This is a genomic window from Cellulomonas sp. plas2 (assembly GCF_057221735.1).
Map to the genome: position 1 here is coordinate 276458 of NZ_CM170155.1, position 18692 is coordinate 295149.

An 18692-nucleotide genomic window follows, 5' to 3' on the forward strand; every position below is an offset into this window, starting at 1 on the left:
GAGGGGCTCGACCGAGAGGGGGAGGCTGTCCTGCGTCACCCCGTCATCGTGCGACGGCGCCCGGCGCTCGGCACCTCGTCGGGACCCTCGACATGCAATTGGATGCTTGCCTATGGTGAGGCCGTGCCCGATCCTCTCCGGGCGTTCGCGGACCCGACGCGGCGCGCGCTCCTCACCGAGCTGCGTGCCCGCGACGGTCAGACGCTGTTCGAGCTGTGCACGCGGCTCGCCCAGCACCACGGCCTGACGCCGACCCGGCAGGCCGTCTCCCAGCACCTCGACGTGCTGGCCGAGGCGGGCCTCGTCCGTCGGCACAAGGTCGGCCGCACCCTCGTGCACGAGGTCGACCTCACCCCGCTGCGGCAGGCGCTCGCGCCGTGGGCGGACCTCCTCGAGCCCGACGACCACCCCGCCGCGAAGGCCTACGCCGCCGCCCTCGTGGCCGACGGCATCCCCATCACGAGCTTCGCGGTCGACGACGTCGTCGCCGAGCACGCCCGGCTCGAGGCGCTCGGCGTGCGCTTCACCCAGCCGCCGGTCGAGATGGGCCCGGTCGTCACGGCCGTGCTCGACGACACGGTCGGCAACCTCGTGCAGATCGCCCAGCTGCGCTGAGCGCGCGCGGGCCTCAGGCGAACCCGGGTCCGTGCCCGCCCGTCGGCGGCCGTCCCACCGGTCCGACGGCCGCCATGTGCTCGGCGTGGTGCGCGGTCGCGGTCAGGAACCGCTGCCGGACGAGGTCGAAGGTCCGCGCGAAGTACGCGAGACCCGCGTCGCCCGGCGCGGCGCGGGCCACGGTGGCCGCGAGCGTGCGGCGCCGGTCGCGGATCGACGGGTAGGCACCGTCGGTGCCCGCCGCGTCCTGCTCGTGGTCGAAGCGCTCGACGCCCGCCCGGGCGTCTCCGGCCGCGAGCACGTGGACGCTGAGGTCGAAGGCCTCCCAGGCGAGGAAGAACTGCCAGGCGCCGAGCATGCTGACGCCCAAGGGGATGCCGCGGCCCGTCCGCAGGGTCCAGGTGCTGATGCTCGCGCCGAGCTCGTCGGCCTGGAGCTCCTGCCAGGCGCGCGTCGGCGCCCGGGCGAACCCCAGCCGCTCGACCGCGGGCCGCGGCGGGCCGTCGTGCGACATCTCGTAGTGCGCCATCTCGTGCCCGAGGACGAACATCAGCGCCGCGTCGAGCAGCAGCGTGAAGTGCGCGTACCGCTCGGGCGCGACGGGATACGAGCCGCCGGTGACGTCGGTCCGCATCTCGGCCAGGCTCACGGCGGCCTCGGCGAAGGTCCGCACGGTGCGGTCGGGCTCGGTGCGGAGGTGCTCGTCGAGCGTGCGGCGCACCTCGTCGTCGGGCGGTCGCTCGACGAACCAGCCGAACGGCACGGCCGCCGCGACCGACCGGGCCACCAGGTCCAGGTACAACGGGAAGCGGTGGTGCAGCAGGACGAGGTACGCGTCGTCGATCCCGGTGTCCTCCTGCATGCGCGCGAAGAAGAACGGCGTCCGCGCCAGCACCGCGATCACCGGTGCGCCGGCGGGCTGCCCCCCGAGGGCGCGGACGGCCCCTTCCCGCAGCTCGGCCGCGAGGCCCTCGAGGTGCGGGCTGCGCCCGGGCTGCTCACCGGCCATGTCCCGGCGCGCCCGTGCGAGGAGGACCTCGCGATCGGGCAGGTCGCCGTGCCACGCCGGGTCTGCGCCCAGCCGCTGCAGGACCCCGTCGACGCGGTCCTCCGCCGTGCCGGGCGTGCTGGCGAGGCGCTCCTCGTCGTACTGCTGCGCCACCCAGGTGCGCAGGGCCGCGGCCGCGTCGTCGAGTCGCCGGCGGTGCGCCTCGTCGTCGCTCACCGACGGCCCTTGACCAGCTCCGTCAGCGCCCCCGCCAGCCCGTCGCCGCGGTCCAGCGTCACCGGCCGGCCCTCGCGCCCGACGACGACGACCGACCCCGGCGGCAGCGCCCGGTCGGGGCGGATGGTCAGCTCGTCGGCCGAGGCGTCCACGACGACCCCTCGCCGGAAGCGCCCGATCACCGCGAGGATGCCGTTGACGGCGACGGAGGCGGCCGCGGCGGTGACGACGAGCTCCTGCACGAGCGGGAGCATCTCGGCGACCCCTCGCGGCGGCGCGGCGTGCACCTCGCTCGTCGCGAGCCCGAGCGTGCCGAGCTGCTCGACAAGGGCGTCCGCGTCCGGCGACGTCAGCTCGTCATGGGCGTCGAAGTAGAAGCGCATCGCGGTCGACCTCCGGTGGCGGCTCCGAGCCCCGATCGTGGCACGGCGAAGTCCCCGAGGACAGGGCTGGCGTACGGATCGGCGCTGCCGCTCGGTGCGGGCAGGCGGGTAGACAGGGCCTATGACGCGCTACGTGGGGATCGACCTCGCCTGGGGACCTCGCGCTCGGACCGGGATGGCGGTGCTCGACGAGGACGGGCGGCTCGTGCACTCGAGCAGCGTGGTCACGGACGCGGAGATCGACGTGGTCCTTGCGGCGCACATGTGCGGCGCCGACGTCGTCGCCGCGATCGACGCGCCGCTCGTCGTGCCCAACCCGACGGGGATGCGGCCGGCTGAGCGGCTGGTGACTCAGCACTTCGGCCGGTACTCCGCGGGGGCTTATCCGGCCAACCGCAGCAACAAGAACTTCGACCCGCCCCGCGGTGAGGTGCTGGCGCAGCGGCACGGGTGGGACGTCGACCCGGAGGTGCGTCCCGCCACCGGGCGGTCGGTGGCCATCGAGGTGTATCCGCACCCCGCGATGGTCGTGCTGTTCGAGCTGGAGCGCGTGCTGCCGTACAAGTCGAAGCCCGGGCGGGACGTCGCGTCGCGCGCGGTCGCCTGGCAGGCGCTCCTCGACGCGCTCGAACGCGTGACCGGGCCGCTCCTCGCGCTCGCGGAGAACGAGAGGTGGGAGGAGCTGCGCGCGGCGGTCGCGGACGCCCGCCGGCCGGTCGAGCTCGACCGGGTCGAGGACGAGGTCGACGCGATCCTCTGCGCGTACCTCGCGTGGCTGTGGCACCACGACCGCGACCGCATGGTCGTGCTGGGCGCGGCGCGCGACGGCTACATCGTCGTCCCCGGCCTCCCCGCCGGCGCCGCTGCGATGACAACCGCTCGTCCGGTCCTCCCGCCGACCGCCGAGCCGGATGCCGAGCACGACGACCGCGCCGAACGGGCGAGGGACGCCCTTCTGGCGGAGATGCCGTTCCTCACCCGGGACGCGGCGGAGCGGATCGTGGCCGTCGTCGGCCGTGAGCTCGGCGTCGCCTCCGGTCCGGCGGAGACCGGTCCCAGCTCGCCGTCTTAGCAACGGTTGTCGGCAAAGCCGTTGCTATGCTGCTTGCATGTCAACGGATGTGGCGGTGCCCTGGCCGACGTTCGGCGACGAGCCCGTCCCGTGGACGCCCCGCCACGCCGACGGCGGGCCGCGCGCCGGCCGGTCCCGGTCGTCGGGCCCGTACCGGGCGGCGGTCGTGCCCAACATCGCTCAGGCCGACCCCCGCTTGTCGAGCAGCGTCGTCGCACTGGTCGCCGAGGCGTCGGCTGAGATCGCCCGCTTCGACGGCGAGGCCTCCGGATCGGCGATGTCCTACGCCGCGCTCCTGCTGCGGACCGAGGCGGCGAGCTCCTCGCAGATCGAGCACCTGACGTCGTCGGCGAAGGCCATCGCACTCGCCGAGCTGGGCCGCGGAGGTCGGCGCAACGCGGACGAGATCGTCGCCAACGTCCAGGCGATGACGACCGCGCTGGACAGCGCTGCCGAGATCACCCCGGCGTCGATCCTCGCCATGCACCGCGCCCTCATGGCGTCGCAGATGCCGGATGCAGCGGGACGGTGGCGGACCGAGCCGGTGTGGATCGGCGGATCCGGACGCAGCCCGCACGGTGCGGACTGGATCGCACCCGTTCACGAGCGCGTCCCGGACGCCGTCGACGACCTCGTCGCTTTCATCGCCCGGGACGACCTGCCGGTCCTCGCGCAGGCGGCGCTCGCGCACGCCCAGTTCGAGTCGATCCATCCCTTCCCGGACGGCAACGGTCGGACGGGACGTGCTCTGCTGCACGCCCAGCTGCGGACCGGCGGCCTGGTCCGGACGAGCATCGTCCCGGTCTCGGCGGGGCTGCTCTCGGACACCGAGCGGTACTTCGCCGCGCTGACCGCGTACCGGCGTGGCGAGATCGAGCCGATCGTGGAACGGGTCTGCGAGGCGGTCTTCCCCGCGCTGGCGAGCTCGAGGACGTTGCTCGCCGATGTCGCGGCGGCGCGCGAAGGCTGGCTCGATCGCGTGCGAGCACGACGCGGCTCCGCGCCCGAGCGGCTGGTGGACCTCGTGGCGACGAGACCTGTGGTCGACGCGAAGTTCGTCGCCGAGCGGCTGGACGTCTCGACCGTCAACGCCCAGCTCGCCATCGACCGGCTCGTCGACGCCGGTGTTCTCGAGCAGATCGGGTCGGCGCTGCGCGACCGCGTCTGGCAGGCGCTCGACGTGCTGGTGGCCATGGACGCCTTCGCCGCCCGGTCGCGTCGCCGCGGTGCTGGTGCTGGTGCCGGGCGTGAGGGCGAGCTGCCGCACGGCACGTAGCGGCCGTCGGCTGTCCCTCCCGGGCGTCGGCAGGTGACGATGAGGGATGCGTCGCACACCTGCCCTGGTCGGCTGCCTCGTCGGGAGTGCCCTTGCGTTGGCCGGGTGCACCAGCACGACCGACGAGGCGACGCAGCCCGTGGCTACCGCGACGCCCGGTGTGGCGACGAGCGCCGGGACCGCGCCGGCGCTGCGTATCGAGACCGTCCTCGACGGGTTGGAGCACCCGTGGGACGTGGCGCAGGCGCCGGACGGGACGCTGCTCGTCGACGAGCGCGCCGGCGGGTTCACGGCCGTCCGCCCGGACGGGACGGTCGTCGAGATCGCCGCCGACCTCGACGACCTCTGGGCGCGCGGCGAGACGGGTCTCATGGGGCTGGTCCTCGACCCCGCCTTCGACGAGAACCGGCGGCTCTCCACGTGCCAGGGCGTGGCGGACGGCGGAGCCGACGGCGGGCCCGGCATCGAGGTCGTCGCGTGGACGGTGGCGGCGGACTGGTCGTCGGCGGAGCGCGTCGCCGACCCTCTCGTCGGCGGCATCCCGGTCAACGCGGACAGCGGCCGTCACGGCGGGTGCCGGCTGCGGTTCGACCCGGCGGGGGCGCTGCTGATCGGCACGGGCGACAACGCGGTGGGGACGAACCCGCAGGACCGCGCGACGACGGCCGGCAAGCTCCTGCGCGTCGACCCCGCGACGGGCGAGGCGTGGCCGACCAACCCGTTCCTCGGCGACCCGGACGCGTCGCCCCTCGTCGTGCAGACCGGGCACCGCAACGTGCAGGGCATCGCGGTGCGGCCGGGAAGCGGGCAGGTGTTCACGGCGGAGCAGGGGTCGAGCGTCGACGACGAGGTGAACCTCGCGACCGACGGCGGCAACTACGGCTGGGATCCGGTGGGCAGCGGCACGTACGACGAGAGCGTGCCGATGACCGACCCGTCGATCCCGGGCGCGGTCGCGGCGGTGTGGGACTCGGACGGCCCGACGATCGCCGTCAGCGGCATCACGTTCCTCGACGGCGAGCAGTGGGGCGCCTACGACGGGTTGCTGCTGCTCGGCGTGCAGAAGGGCACGGGGGTGCTGGCGCTGCGGCTCGACGAGGCCGGCGCGCTCGTCGAGCAGTTCCGGCTGCCCGAGCTCGAGGACGTGCTGGGCCGGGTGCGCACGCCGCAGCTGGGCACCGACGGCGCGCTGTACCTGACGACGGACAACGGGGAGGGGCAGGACAGGCTGCTGCGGGTGACGCCTGCCGGGTGAGGTGTCACGGCCGTCACCGCGGGCGGCCGTCGGCATCGACCACCCGGCGCGCGCGCAGCACCTCGCGGAACGTCGGTCGGCGACGGTTGGCCTCGAGCAGGTCCGTGACGACCGCGGCGTACTCGTCGAGCCGCCCGGATGCCGCGGCGGCCTCGCGCATCGCGAGCAGACGCTTCGCCGCCTCGGCGTACGCGGCCCGTCCGGTGGTGGTGAGGGTCCGCTCGACGAGGGCGCGGTACGCCGGGAGCGTGTCCTCCGGGTGGGTGCGCGCCCGCCGGGCCAGCAGGCGGTCCCAGGCGTCGGCTGCCGTGACCGCGGAGGGGTGGGCGGTCCCGAAGGCCCACGCCTCGTCGTCGCGGTCCTCGCCCAGCAGCAGGTTCACGTACTCCCAGTCCCGGTTCTCGGCCAGCAGCGCCTCCGCCGCCGGGCGCTCCCGGTCCCAGACGCCCAGCGGCTCGGCCACCGCGCGCAGGGCGGCGAACGACGTGCTGCTCGGCTGCACCGCCAGGTGCTCCCGCCGCAGGCGCAGGGCGTCCTCGGGGTCGTCGCGCTCGAGGGCGTCGTGGACCAGCCGGTCGACGAACGCCGCGTGCCGGTGGCTCGGCCGCATCGCGGCGGCTCGTCGGGCCCACTCCAGCGCCCGGTCCGGGTGGCCGGCCTCGTCGAGCTGCCGCACCAGACCCTCCAGCAGCAGCGGGTTGTCCGTCCGGTCGCCCAGCAGGGCGACGAGCGCGTCGGCGTCCCCGTCGAGGACCGCCAGGCGCTCGCGGGCGTGCCCGACGGCGAACTCCTCGACCCCGGTGGCAGCGCTCTGCTCGACGAGCGCGCGGTACACGGCGACGCCGTCCGGGCCGAGGGCGTCGCGGTACGGCACGACGTCGGCCTCGAACACGTCCTGCGTGCCGTCGAACCGGAAGCGGTGCAGCCAGGTCGCCAGCCGGCGCCGCTCGGCGGGCGGCAGCGGCTCGAGCAGGTGCCGCGCGGCGCCGGCGTGCGCGGCGAGGAGGCGCTCGACGAGGTCGCCGTGGATGCCGGCCGAGTCGTCGCTACGCAGCGTCGCGCGCACGGTCAGTGTGATGGCGCGCTCCAGCAGGGACAGCACCGCGGCGGACGGGTGGTCCTGCGCCACGTCCTCGAGCTCGGCGACGAGCGGGTGCGCCTCCGTGGCCCAGCGTTTGGCCGCGCGGTAGTCGTAGGACCGCGCGCGCGGGGTAAGCACGGCGGTGACGTCGTCGCGCAGGGCCGCGAGGTCGTCGGCGGTGAGGGGTCCGGGCTGGTGCACCGCCGGCGCGCGGTCGTCCGGGGCCTCGACCGAGATCTCGCCCAGGGGCTGCGCGTCGGCGTGCAGGACGACGGCGACGACGTGCTTGCACAGCGTCCCGTCGTGGCCGACCGGGCACGTGCAGCGCCAGGAGGCCGCGGTCACGCCGACCTCGTAGGCCTGCGCGCCCTCAACGCGACCGACGAGCTCGTCGCCGCGCCACCGCAGGTCACCGACCCGCCCCTGCCGCAGGTATGCCCGCCCGCGGGAGAGGGTGACGGGGTCGGTCAGCTCGGTCAGCGCGTCGGCGGCGATGATCACGGGGGTGATCCTGGCAGGGCACCCTGCGAGGGACCTCCTCGTGCCGTCCCGGTGGTCAGCTGCTCGATCCGTAGAGCCGCGCGACGTCCTGCGAGCTGCCCCAGCCCGCGCCGGCGCCGCCGAGCCGCGGCCAGCCTTCGGGGGAGTCCTGTCAGTCCTCCTGCCGGCCCCAGGGCAGCAGGTCGACGAGCGCGAAGGTGTGCGTGAGCTGCTCGGTGCCGCGGCCGTCGGTGTGCCAGGTGCGGTAGACCGCGTCGCCGTCGCGCAGGAAGACGTTGACGGCGTAGCCCTCGCCGGGCCCGGCGCCCACGTCGGCGCCGAACGGGCTGTCTGCGGTCGAGTACCAGGTCATGCGGTTGCCCACCTTGTCGCGGTAGGCCAGCGCCTCGTCGATCGCGCCCTGCGTGACGACGACGAAGCGCGCGTCCACCGGCTCGAGGAACTCCAGCCGCGTGAACTGCGACGTGAAGCCCGTGCAGCCGCTGCACTGCCACTCCGCGCCGGGCGACCACATGTGGTGGTAGGTGATGAGCTGGTGCCAGCCCTCGAAGACGTCGACGAGCCGGACCGGCCCCTCCTCGCCGACGAGCGTGTACTCGGGCAGGCGGACCATCGGCAGGCGTCGGCGCTGCGCGGCGATGGCGTCGAGCTCGCGGGTGGCGGCCTTCTCGCGGCGCCGCAGGTCGGCGAGGGCGGCCGCCCAGGTGGCGGCGTCGACCACCGGGGGTAGGGCGGTGGGATGTGCGGCGGTGGTCATCGCGTCCTCCTGGCGACGGTCGTCGGCGCGCCGGTACGTCGGGGCGTCGGCGCGCGTCGTTCAGAGGGGCAGACCGGCGGGTGGTGCGGGACTCATCGCGACGCCCGCCAACCGACGCGGGCTCATGGTGCCGGCGCGACCTCGACAGGTCCCGTGGTGGCCACAGGGGTCGGGGTGAGGTCCTCGGTGATCTGCGACGTCATTGCGCCGGTGAACACCTTCACCACGCCGACGATGATGGCGACCGTCGCGATGGTCAGTCCGAGCTGGAGGACTCCGGCGAGCAGGCGCCTGCGACGGGACGGGCGAGGGCTCCTCCGCGGAACGCAAGACGCCGGCGCCGACGACGGCCGACGCCTCGGCGCACGACCAGCAGACGGCGGCGCCGCGGACGTCCCGGTCTGCGCCGCCCGGACCGGCCGGTCGAGCTGCCCGCCGAGGTGCCGCCCGATGTCGGCGACCTCGTAGGGGTCGAGCCGCGGCCCGAGCGTCGCGAGGTGCGCGACGAGGTGGGCCCGGCCCACGACCGTCACCCCGGAGGCGAGCACGACCGGTTCCAGACCCTGCCCCTGCCCGGCCAGGCAGAGCACGCCGCGCGCGGCCGTCCGGTGCTGCGGCGCAAGCATCGCGGTGACGGCCGCGGTGGCGGCGGCGACGCCCTCCACGGCCTCGTCGCGCCGGTAGCCGTTCTGCCGCAGCTCGCCGTCGCGGACGGTGACGGTCCCGTTCCAGTTCTTCGCGTCGACGACGACGACGCCGCCGGGACCGAGCGCGACGTGGTCGAGGTTCGCCTGCGGCCGGCCGGGCCAGCGCACGTCGTGCAGGGCGGTCCACCCGCGGTCCGCCAGCCCGAGCAGCGTGTCGGCGACCTGCCGCTCCCCGTCCGCACCCGTCGTCCAGGCGTGCACAAGACCCTCGGCGCTGCGCAGCGCCCGGGCGGACTCCTCCGTCGGCGCGAGCGCGTGCTCGGCGCGCAGCCGCTCGAGCCGCCGCTGGTGCCGCGCCGCCTGCTCGTCGGCGCCGTCGCCTGCCTGCATGTCCGCCCCCCGGTCCGTGGCGTGCGAGCCTCGGCGCGGTCGTCGTCGACCGGTCGCGTCGCAGCGTGCGCCGGACGATACGGACGATCCGCACTCCCGTGGGCCGGTCCGTACACCCGTCGGGGTGACAGCGGCGGGCTTTCACCCGGCGGCCGGTCACCGGGCGGCGTGACTCGTCGCCAGAGCCCGGGACGACGGGCCGCGCGGCGTCAGGGACACTGGAGGGTCGTTGACGTCCCCCCGTCCCGAGGAGCTGCAGTGCCGAACGGAACCGTCCGCTGGTTCGACGTCGATCGAGGCTTCGGCTTCCTCGCGCCCGACGACGAGGGCGAGGACCTGTTCGTGCACGTCACGGAGGTCCTCGACCACGACGGCCCGGTGCCGCTGCGCGAGGGCCAGACGGTGGAGTACGAGGTCGGCGAGGGCCCGCGCGGCCCGCAGGCGCGGCAGGTGCGCGTCACCGGCGACTCTGCCGCCGACGCGACCTTCGGTGTGCTCGGCACCGTGTCCTGGTACGAGCCGACGAAGGGCTACGGCTTCGTGGCGCCGGACGGCGGCGGGCCGGAGATCTTCGTGCACAGCTCCGGCATCGTGACCGGCGGCATCATCACCGAGGGCCAGCGGGTGGCGTACCTCGTCGGCGAGGGGGAGAAGGGGCCGCAGGCCGAGCACCTGCTGCCGCTGGGTCCGGACGCCGGGCGTGCGACGCCGGCCGACGGCGCGGACGGGACCGTGGCGTGGTTCGACCCCGACAAGGGCTTCGGATTCATCGCCGCGGACGCGGGCGGTGACGTGTTCGTGCACGTGCGGGCGCTGACCGGCGGGCTGACGGGGCTCGACGAGGGCGACCGGGTCGCGTTCGACGTCGTCGAGGTCGAGCGGGGGCCGCAGGCGCGCGAGGTGCGGCTGGTGCGGGGGTCGGGTCCGGCGCCCGCGCCGCGCGGCGGGTCCACACGGTCGGGCGGCGGCGCGCCCGAGCGCCGCGACCGACCCGGCCGGCCCACGTCGTCGGGTGCGCCGGTGCGCGGGGGCGAGGGCGTCGTCGCCCGCTTCGACGCCGACCGTGGCTTCGGCTTCATCTCCCCCGACGCTGGCGGGGCGGACCTGTTCGTGCACGTGTCGGTGGTCCGAGGCGGTGAGCCGCTGGAGGAGGGCGACCGCGTCCGCTACCAGGTGCGCCAGAGCGACCGCGGCCCGCAGGCGGACCGGGTGGAGTTGATCTAGGGGACCGCACGACCTACCCGGCCGCACGCCCGGACTTTGCCGTCGACGGCGGACGTCACCTTCCGACGAAGCGCTCCCACCGCCAAGCCAAGAGGTCACGCGAGGGCCGGTCCTTGACGGCCCTAGGCAGGACCACTTGCCGTCCGTGCATCTCCTGGATTCCGTGACGCAGCATCGGTCCGTCCACTTCGTCGAGAACGTCGAGCCGCACCTGAACGCGGTAGTCAGGGTCCACGCCGATGATGTTCTGGTCAAACGCAGCGTGATGGATTTTGCACAGGGCAAGGCCGTTCGATGTCGTGGGAACCCCGCGCTCGTCCGAGTCCGGGACGATGTGTGCGGCGTCCAGGAGTGCCCCGTGCTTTAACTCACAGATGGCGCACCGCGTCTCGTAGGCCAGCAGGACGCGCGTCCGGAACGCGGGCTGGTGTAGCCGCTGCTTGGCGAGGCGCCGTGCGTAAGCACGGCGATCCGCGCTCAGTTCCTCCTTCGCCGGCATGTACCGGAATGATTCGTCGAACGCCATGATGAATTGGCGATTCTCGGGTTCGTCGTCGATGACATACACCGGCATGATGGGCGTCAGGATGTTGCGCACTTCCTTGCGGAAGAGAACAAGTGGTTGGCCGGTCTCGTAGGCGCGGCGCAGCTTAACGTTGTCACCGCTGAACTCGTCGCCCTTGCGGTATGCATAGTGCAGAAAGCCGTCGTCGGACTCCACGTCGTCGTAGGGCCCGTCTGCGGAGGATACGATCGACAGAGTGGAGGAAAAGTCGGCGGGATTCCTGATGCCTCGCGAGAAATCGATGATGGGCAGTCGCCGGCCATCGACGGAGTATCCGAGCAGCTCGTCGCGGTAGACGAAGCCCCCGTTCTGCTCGGCGCGGTCTCGCACCCACGCCATGATGCGCTCGCGCAGTGCTCTCTCGACGACGCTGTCCATGGGAGTAGCTCATCATGCAGCAGTGACTCGCTGGCGTCACCTCGCGGGTGAACCTCACGAGGGCCGGAGCGGAGGTGCCAGGGCGCTGCCTGCCTTCACCCGATGGGGGCATTCGCCCAAGTTTCACCTCCTCCGCACGCGGATCGGCGCTTCCATCCCCGCGGCTGCTCGGTAGCCTCGGCGGCTGGTGTCCGCGTACCCACGCGCGCTCGAGGCCCACCGTGCCCTGCCCGGGCGGGCGACGGCACCTCGGTTTCCTCAGGGGGCAGCAGCATGGCCGACGACGCGGGCAACGCCCACTTCCTCACGCTCATCTGGCCGCAGTTCGGCAAGTTGGCCAATGGCGGCGTCGAGGCCGTCACGCCGATCCTCGTCGTCATCATCTGGCTGGTGGCCCTCGGCGTCATGGGCTTCTCCTGGTGGCAGGTGCGGGTGTCGAAGCGCTGGGTGCGCGAGACGCGCGACCTCGTCGCCGACCTCTCGAAGGCGGACGTGCCGACGCAGCGCACGCAGATCCTGCAGCGTGCCAAGGAGTCGTCTGAGCCGGTGGCGCATGCCTGGCAGGAGTTCGACGAGACGCTGGTCGCCGAGGGCGGGCAGCTCTACAACACCGTCGACGCGGCCGAGTTCTTCAACGAGCACCGCTTCGCGTCGCGGCTCGTCGACAACCGGTTCCTGCATGCTGCCCCGACGGCACTGACGACCCTGGGCCTCCTCGGCACCTTCCTCGGCCTGACCGTGGGTCTCCGAGGCCTCGATCTCGGCTCCACTAGCGACCAGCTCCGTACCGGCATCCAGACCCTGGTCTACGGCGCAGCGCTCGGCTTCACCGCCTCGCTGTGGGGTGTCTTCATGAGCCTCGTGGTCAACGTCGTCGGACGGTGGCAGGAGCGTCACGTCGTACGCCGCATCCGGGAGCTGCAGGCTCGGGTTGACAGTCTGTTCCGGCTCCGCTCGCCCGAGCAGTCCCTCTCGGACATCGCCTCGCATACCGGGGAGTCGAAGGAGGCGCTGCAGGTCCTGCACGAGAAGGTCGGCTCCGCGCTGCAGGAGGCCGTGGCGCACGTCGGCGAGAACACCAGCCGTGCCGTCAGCAACGCCATCTCCAACTCGCTGGCCCCCGTCATGGCCGATCTGGCGGAGAAGGCTGCGAACCAGTCGGCGGACGTGTTCCGCACGATTTCTGGTGAGCTCACGGCCTCGTTCAACGAGATCGGGATGTCGCTGGCCAAAGAGCTCAAGGACTCGTCCTCGGCGATGAAGGCAACTATCGACTACATGGGCGAGCAGCTCGCCCGTCACGCCGAACAGCACATGGCGCTTCTCGACGCCCATCGTGAGGCGATGGCGGCGCAGCTGCAGATCGTGACAGATGGCACGTCCCGGCAGCTGCTCCTGCTCGACGAGTCGCTGCCCAAGGTCATTGCTGGGCTTGACCAAGCGGCAGATGTGGTGAGCACCGCGACGACAGGCATGGATTCGGCTGCTGCCAATCTCACGGAGGTCGCGGACCGGCTGGGTAGTACGAGCACGTCGATCGCCGGGATGCTCGTGGGCGCCACCGAGGCGGTCGAGCAGCTCGCGTCTCGAACGGCCGACGCTGCCGGTGCCATGACGGAGCAGCAGCGCACGGTGATGCACCTGACGGAGAAGGCCCTTTCGGCCGCCGAGCTCCTAGAGGGGGCGTCAGAAACGCTCAGCGGCGGACTGGGCGGGATGCGCTCTGCGCAAGAGGCGTTCCTCGCAGATCTGCGGCGTCAGTTGCACAGCCACTCGGAGGAGATGTCCGGCTGGCTCGTCGCCTACTCCGACCAGGTCAGCAAGGACACCGGCCGTCGGATGGACGAGTGGAACGTGCAGACGCGCGAGTTCAGCACGCAGATGCTCAACGCGACGTCCGCTCTCTCCGATGCGATTGATGAGCTCGGTGATCGTCGTCCCGACCAGCCCACGCGCGTGGCATGAGCCGGCGGATCCTGCGTCGGGGGCGGTCGACCGTCACCGAGGAGGAGACGGTCTGGATCTCGTTCTCCGACCTGATGACCGCGCTGCTCACCGTTTTCCTCCTCGCCGCCGTAGCCCTCGTCTTCTCCCTGCGTGAGGAGCAGGACGCGTTGGCGGAGGCGCGCGCGGAGGCCGATGCGGCGACGGCCCGGGTTCTGCAGTTCGACACGATGCTGGCGAGCCTCGGCACCGGTGAGCAGACACGATCCGACATGGTCACCGAGATCCGTGACGAGCTGCAGGCGCGCGGCATCCAGGTCGAGGTCGACCCGGCAAGCTCCGTGATCCGGATCCCGGTGGAGCTGCTCGGCTTCGACAGCGGGTCGTCCGACATCCGCCCCGAGCACCAAGCCAGCGCGCTCGTCATCGGGCAGGTGATCTCCGACGTCCTGCTGAGGGGCGACCGATACCAGCAGCTGGACACGGTCTTCGTCGAGGGGCACACGGATAACGTCCCCATCGGTAGCACCTTCGGAGGCAACTGGGGGCTCTCCGCCAACCGTGCCATCGCGCTGTGGCGGCTGTGGGAGGACCAGCTGCCGACGAAGCCGGGCGGCCTCGTCGGCCACACGGGAGAGCGGCTGTTCTCCGTCTCCGGCTACGCCGAGACGCGACCGGTCGTGGTCGACCAGGCGTCCGACGAGGGACGTGCGGCGAACCGCCGCATCGACATCCGCTTCACCGAGCACCGGCTGTCGGAGGAGGAGATTGCCGCGATCAGCGCGGCCTCCGGGGTGGCGCCGTGACTCTCGTCCTTCCGCCGCCTCGACCGCAGGAGGTCCGGTCCTCCTGGACCTCGGCGGACCTTGCCGGTTGGACTGAGAACCTCGAGCGTGCCACCGCGCTGGTTCGCGGCCCGGCGCAGGGCCAGGTCTTCGAGCAGCTCGTCGACGAGGCGCGCGTCCTCCTGTCGGCCCACAATCTGCCTGCCCTGGCAGCGCGGGTCGTCGACCGCCGGTTCATCCGGGCCATGGCCGTGGCATGGGCAGGAGATGCGGCGCTTACGCGCGCCACCCTGACGCCGGACGTGCTCGCGATCCTGGCGGGAGCGCACATCTCCCGCCTGGGCACCATCGCCCTCGCGCGCGTCCTCTTCGAGCACTTCGACCGGCTCGACGAATGGCGCATGGGACTGTTCTCCGAGGTGCGCAACCTCGTCCGGAGCGCGGTAGCGCAGCAGCCCGAACGAGCCAGTCGCGACGTCGTCGAGACGTTGCGCAGCCAGGACGGATTCGTGCTCGAGATCGGCGGCCCCCTGCAGCTCGCGCGCGGCCTGGTGGAGTACGGCGCCGACCTCTTCGACTGGTTCCGGGACATGCAGATGGCGCCGTTCTCCGACACCCGCTTCGGCTGGATCGCGCGGGACTGCTTCTACCTCGAATGCATCGCCGCGGCCGATCCCCAGGCCGGCGACCACACGTTCCTTGCTGCCGTCCGCTCGGAGGTCGTCGCGCGGCAGCGCACCGCGACGACGGAGGAGAACGGGCGCTACTTCGGCCACCAGGTCCTGCTAGCCCTGACGTCGAAGCCGGCGCTGCACCCGAGCGACAGCTGGCTACGCGCGATGCTGGACATCGGTGGCGACCCGCGGCTCCGGCAGGGCCAGCAGTGGCGGGACTGGTGGTCGCCTCTGCCGGAGGAGCACGTGGCTCGGGCGACGAGGTGGATGCAGGGCGTCGACCTGCGCGCGTTCCTCGACGGCGTCGCTGCCTATGCGGCGCAGACCGAGAACCAGCCCATGAGCCGGCTGGTCGCTCCCCGGCGCCGTCTCCTCCTGGGTCTGTACGAGCAGGGCCGGGTCCGTGACCTTCGCCTGCTCCTGGGCAACGACATCCGGCAGTCCATCAGCCGGTCCTCGCCCTTCGGCCTCGGTGACGTGGCGCAGCTTGCCGGCGGCACCCGAGCGGACACGGCGGTCATCTACCTCGACTGCGGCGACTTCTGGCTCGTCGAGGGTTCGCACAACTTCCAGCTGTACCTGTACGTCGACGGCCCGCCGCCGAAGATCGCGGACCGGAAGGTGCGCTTCTTTGACAACGGCATGTTGACCCAGACGATCCCGGGGCTGCACGCGGAGCAGTACGGCGACCAGGCGCATGAGGCGGTCTGGCACCGCGGACGGGAGTGGATCCGTCAGGCATTGGACTTCCTGCGTGCCCACGATGTTCGTCTCGACGAGCAGGGCCTCCTCTCGCGCGAGGACTTCGTGAACCTGCAACGACGACGAGCGGGCTGGTACTGACCGTGGGACTCCTCGACCGTCTCCGGGGTCGCACACCCATGACCCCGGACGACCCCTTCTCGGCGCCGCCCGTGTTCCGGGTGGACTACGGGGACCTGACGCGTTTCGTCGTCGACGGAGAGACCCTCGCGCTCATGCGCGCCGGGATGGCGCCGCGTTCGGCGCAGGAGCAGTTCTACGTCCTGGACCTGCTAGCGGAGGAGGGACGGGCGAGCCTCAGCGAGGACGGCTTCATCGTTCCGGCCGAGGAGCTGAGCCGGCTGGACGACGAGGATGCCCGCGTCCTCGGCTTGGCCGAGCCGTTCCGCGGGCAGGTACACACGACCGTGCGGCGCTGGACGGCGTCGCAGGACTTCGCCATCGAGCTCGAGGTCCAGACCGGTGAGCACCCGGAGCTACCGGAACGGCGCGGCCCGGTCCTCCGCGTGGCGGGCCGCCTGTACCGGGTGAGCGTTCCCTTGCTGCGGGCCTTGCGCGCCGTCGAGGCGCATGCGGCTCTCGACCGCGCGGCGCGCACCGAGACCGAGAACGTGCGCCTCGTCGCGCAGCTGCAGGCCGCCCAGCGCACCGCTGCGTCGGCCGACGATGCCGGCGACCGCGACGCCGGTCTGCACTTCTCACTCGGCGCGCTCGACAAGTTCCGGACGGTCGAGCCGGAGGCCGTCGGGCTCCTCGTCGAGCCGCAGGCAGACGGCTCTCTCGCGGTCGAGCCGCACCTGGGGCCCGACGTCGATGCCGATGTCTTGAGGACGCGGTGGCACCAGGTGGACCAGGTGCCTGAGCGGCACGAGGGCGGCGCGGTCATCCGTGCCGACGACACCCTCGTGCTCCTCGGTCCGCAGCAGCTCGCTGGGGTGCGCGAGGTGCGGGACCGTCCACACATCCCTTTCAGTGAGGTGCCCACGTTCCACCGCGCGCCCGGGGCGTACTACGACCCGGCACTTGTGGACGTCGACATCCGCTTCAGCGTCCGCGTCGCCGGCCTCGGCGTCATCGCCCCGATCACGTTCGACGAGGCGTCGACGAGCGGGATCGAGTGGTTCGAGGCGGCCACGGCCGTGCGGGAGGCGGAGGCCCTCGTCGAGATCGTGACGACGCCGGTTCAGCAGGGCCAGGTCGAGACGAAGGTGGCGGAGGCGTGGGACCGTGGCGAATCCGTCGTCGCCGTGGGCGAGCAGCTCGTCGACATTGCGGACCGCAGCCGCGTCGAGGAGGTCCTTCAGGCGTCCCGACGCCGGCTGGCCGACCTCGCGGACGAGCACGTCGAGCCTGAGCCCGAGCCTGCCGTGGCTGACGAGGCACCTTTAGGGCGACAGGTCCAGGTCGGCCTCCACATTCGCGACGCGGCGAACGTGTCGGACGTGCTACGCGATCGTGCTCGGGATGCCCGCCCTCGAGTCGCCGTCGACTACGGCCGTCTCCGCCGCGACCCCTTCCCCCACCAGCGGGTCGGCATCGAGTGGATGACCGGACTCCTGCAGGCGGCACTGCTCAGCGACCCCAACGACCCGGCCCGCGTCCAGGGTGCGCTGCTTGCGGACGACATGGGGCTGGGCAAGACGTTCATGACGCTGGCAGCCCTCGGCGAGGCGCAACGCTGGCAGCACGACGCCGGCGAGGAGCCCCTGCCGGTTCTCGCCGTGATGCCGGTCGCCCTGCTGGAGAACTGGCTGGCCGAGATCGCCACCGCGTTCGGCTCCGACCACGGGCCGTTCGACGACGTGGTCGTCCTGCAAGGCGAAGGACTCGCGGACTACAAGCGGCGCGGTGCAGCCCGGGAGACGGCGGCCTCCGTCGACGACCTCGACGAGCACGGCATGGTGCGGGCAGACCGACTCCACACGTCGCTCCGGGTCGGACCTGCGTGGGGCGCCGCACGCCTCGACCGACCCGGTGTGCTCGTCCTCACCACCTACGAGGCACTTCGCAGGTACCAGGTCTCGCTGAGCCAGGTCGAGTGGGGAGTGGTCGTCCTCGACGAGGCCCAGGCAACCAAGAACCCGGAGATCCTGGCGGCGCGCGCCGCGAAGGGCCTGCAGGCGCGCTTCAAGCTGCTGGCCACGGGCACACCGGTGGAGAACTCGCTCCGCGACTTCTGGTCGCTCGTCGACACCGCGCAGCCCGGGCTGCTCGGCTCCTGGGCGGAGTTCCAGGAGGAGTGGGCGACGCCCATGGCAGCGGCGTCCGGCGCCGAGCACGAGCGCCTGGGCAAGGCGCTGCGTGGCGCGGTCGGTGAATTCATGCTGCGCCGCATCAAGGAGGACCACCTCCCGAACCTGCCGCCCAAGCACGTGCACGAGTACCCGCAGCCGATGCCTCCGGCGCAGGTGCAGGCGTACGACGCGGTCCTCAGCGACCACCGAGCGCGGGCGGGAGGCAAGGGTGCGGCGCTGAAGACCTTGCACGAGCTTTCGGCTGTGTCGCTGCACCCCGGGCTGCTGCGTGGCGACCTCGACGGCGGTGCACGCCGACTCGACGAGTCGGCGCGCACCCTCGTCGCGGTGCGCGTCGTGCTCGACGCCGTCCGCGCGCAAGGGGAGAAGGCGATCATCTTCGCGAAGACGAAGGAGCTGCAGCGCGCCCTGGCGCTCTGGCTGAGGGACCTCTACGGCTTCCCCGTCAGCATCGTCAACGGCGATACCGCCGCCACCGGCCGGGGAGAGACGCGGATGGCAAAGATCCGGGCGTTCGAGGCGCAGGAGGGATTTAACGTCATCATCCTGTCCCCGCTGGCCGTCGGCGTCGGGCTGACGGTGGTGGGCGCCAACCACGCCATCCATCTCGAGCGGCACTGGAACCCGGCGAAGGAGGCGCAGGCCACGGACCGGGTGTACCGCATCGGTCAGAAGCGGGACGTGCACGTGCACTACCCCGTGGCGCTGCACCCCGACGTGGACTCCTTCGATGTCAATCTTGACCGTTTGCTGCGGAGCAAGACGGCATTGAAGGACGCCGTCGTGGTGCCGCAGGAGGTCGGTCAGGACGAGCTGGAGCGTGCTCTGGGCTTGTGAGCACAAATGGATGCGACGCATTGCAAATCTCTGGTGGAGCGCGAGGTAGCGTGCGGTACCACTCAT

General features: G+C 72.4%; 14 protein-coding genes and 1 pseudogene. 9 read left to right on the top strand and 6 right to left on the bottom strand.

Annotation, left to right across the window (positions count from 1 at the left end):
* The first annotated feature begins 123 nt into the window (after positions 1-123).
* Positions 124-615 carry a helix-turn-helix domain-containing protein gene (locus AC2TDM_RS01285; protein WP_484635578.1) on the top strand — a complete coding sequence of 164 codons (492 nt, stop codon included), beginning with the start codon at positions 124-126 and terminating at the stop codon, positions 613-615.
* A 13-nt stretch (positions 616-628) separates the two neighbouring features.
* Here the strand turns inward: AC2TDM_RS01285 and AC2TDM_RS01290 are convergent, their stop codons facing one another.
* Complete coding sequence (locus AC2TDM_RS01290) at positions 629-1840, bottom strand: hypothetical protein (protein ID WP_484635579.1); 1212 nt, start codon at positions 1838-1840, stop codon at positions 629-631.
* Positions 1837-2223 (bottom strand): hypothetical protein, encoded by a 387-nt coding sequence (locus AC2TDM_RS01295; protein ID WP_484635580.1) that lies wholly within the window; start codon positions 2221-2223, stop codon positions 1837-1839. Before AC2TDM_RS01295 ends, AC2TDM_RS01290 begins: the two co-directional genes overlap by 4 nt.
* Before the next feature lie 121 nt (positions 2224-2344).
* On the opposite strand from AC2TDM_RS01295, the gene AC2TDM_RS01300 reads away from it, so the two are divergent.
* The 3 genes from AC2TDM_RS01300 (at position 2345) to AC2TDM_RS01310 (ending at position 5826) form a co-directional block, all read left to right on the top strand.
* Positions 2345-3295, top strand: coding sequence for a DUF429 domain-containing protein (locus AC2TDM_RS01300; protein ID WP_484635581.1), 951 nt, complete (start codon positions 2345-2347; stop codon positions 3293-3295).
* Positions 3296-3332: 37 nt separating this feature from the next.
* A complete protein-coding gene (locus AC2TDM_RS01305; RefSeq protein WP_484635582.1) occupies positions 3333-4571 on the top strand; it encodes a Fic family protein in 1239 nt (412 codons plus the stop codon).
* A 139-nt stretch (positions 4572-4710) separates the two neighbouring features.
* Positions 4711-5826 carry a PQQ-dependent sugar dehydrogenase gene (locus tag AC2TDM_RS01310; protein ID WP_484635583.1) on the top strand — a complete coding sequence of 372 codons (1116 nt, stop codon included), beginning with the start codon at positions 4711-4713 and terminating at the stop codon, positions 5824-5826.
* A gap of 13 nt (positions 5827-5839) precedes the next feature.
* Here the strand turns inward: AC2TDM_RS01310 and AC2TDM_RS01315 are convergent, their stop codons facing one another.
* The 3 genes and pseudogenes from AC2TDM_RS01315 to AC2TDM_RS01325 form a co-directional block, all read right to left on the bottom strand.
* On the bottom strand, positions 5840-7408 hold the full coding sequence (locus AC2TDM_RS01315) for an SWIM zinc finger family protein (protein WP_484635584.1): 1569 nt from the start codon (positions 7406-7408) through the stop codon (positions 5840-5842).
* Positions 7409-7463: 55 nt separating this feature from the next.
* A pseudogene (locus AC2TDM_RS01320) lies at positions 7464-8165 on the bottom strand (DUF899 family protein).
* A gap of 122 nt (positions 8166-8287) precedes the next feature.
* Positions 8288-9202: a nuclease-related domain-containing protein gene (locus AC2TDM_RS01325; protein WP_484635585.1), complete on the bottom strand. Its 915-nt coding sequence runs from the start codon at positions 9200-9202 to the stop codon at positions 8288-8290.
* Between the two features lie 258 nt (positions 9203-9460).
* Here AC2TDM_RS01325 and AC2TDM_RS01330 point away from each other — a divergent pair, with 258 nt between their 5' ends.
* Positions 9461-10426: a cold-shock protein gene (locus AC2TDM_RS01330; protein ID WP_484635586.1), complete on the top strand. Its 966-nt coding sequence runs from the start codon at positions 9461-9463 to the stop codon at positions 10424-10426.
* Between the two features lie 55 nt (positions 10427-10481).
* On the opposite strand, the gene AC2TDM_RS01335 is transcribed toward AC2TDM_RS01330, so the two are convergent.
* Entirely contained in the window at positions 10482-11369 is an 888-nt protein-coding gene (locus AC2TDM_RS01335; protein ID WP_484635587.1) for an HNH endonuclease, read from the bottom strand.
* 273 nt (positions 11370-11642) lie between these two features.
* On the opposite strand from AC2TDM_RS01335, the gene zorA reads away from it, so the two are divergent.
* The 4 genes from zorA to AC2TDM_RS01355 are packed head-to-tail and all read left to right on the top strand — an operon-like array spanning position 11643 to position 18626.
* Positions 11643-13334, top strand: a complete 1692-nt coding sequence (gene zorA, locus AC2TDM_RS01340) for an anti-phage ZorAB system protein ZorA (protein WP_484635588.1) — start codon at positions 11643-11645, stop codon at positions 13332-13334.
* The gene (locus AC2TDM_RS01345) at positions 13331-14119 is read left to right on the top strand and encodes an OmpA/MotB family protein (protein ID WP_484635589.1); all 789 of its coding nucleotides are present in this window, start codon (positions 13331-13333) and stop codon (positions 14117-14119) included. The genes zorA and AC2TDM_RS01345 overlap by 4 nt, the downstream gene beginning before the upstream one ends.
* Positions 14116-15615 (top strand): EH signature domain-containing protein, encoded by a 1500-nt coding sequence (locus AC2TDM_RS01350; protein ID WP_484635590.1) that lies wholly within the window; start codon positions 14116-14118, stop codon positions 15613-15615. The genes AC2TDM_RS01345 and AC2TDM_RS01350 overlap by 4 nt, the downstream gene beginning before the upstream one ends.
* Before the next feature lie 38 nt (positions 15616-15653).
* Positions 15654-18626, top strand: a complete 2973-nt coding sequence (locus AC2TDM_RS01355) for a DEAD/DEAH box helicase (RefSeq protein ID WP_484635591.1) — start codon at positions 15654-15656, stop codon at positions 18624-18626.
* Positions 18627-18692 lie beyond the last annotated feature (66 nt).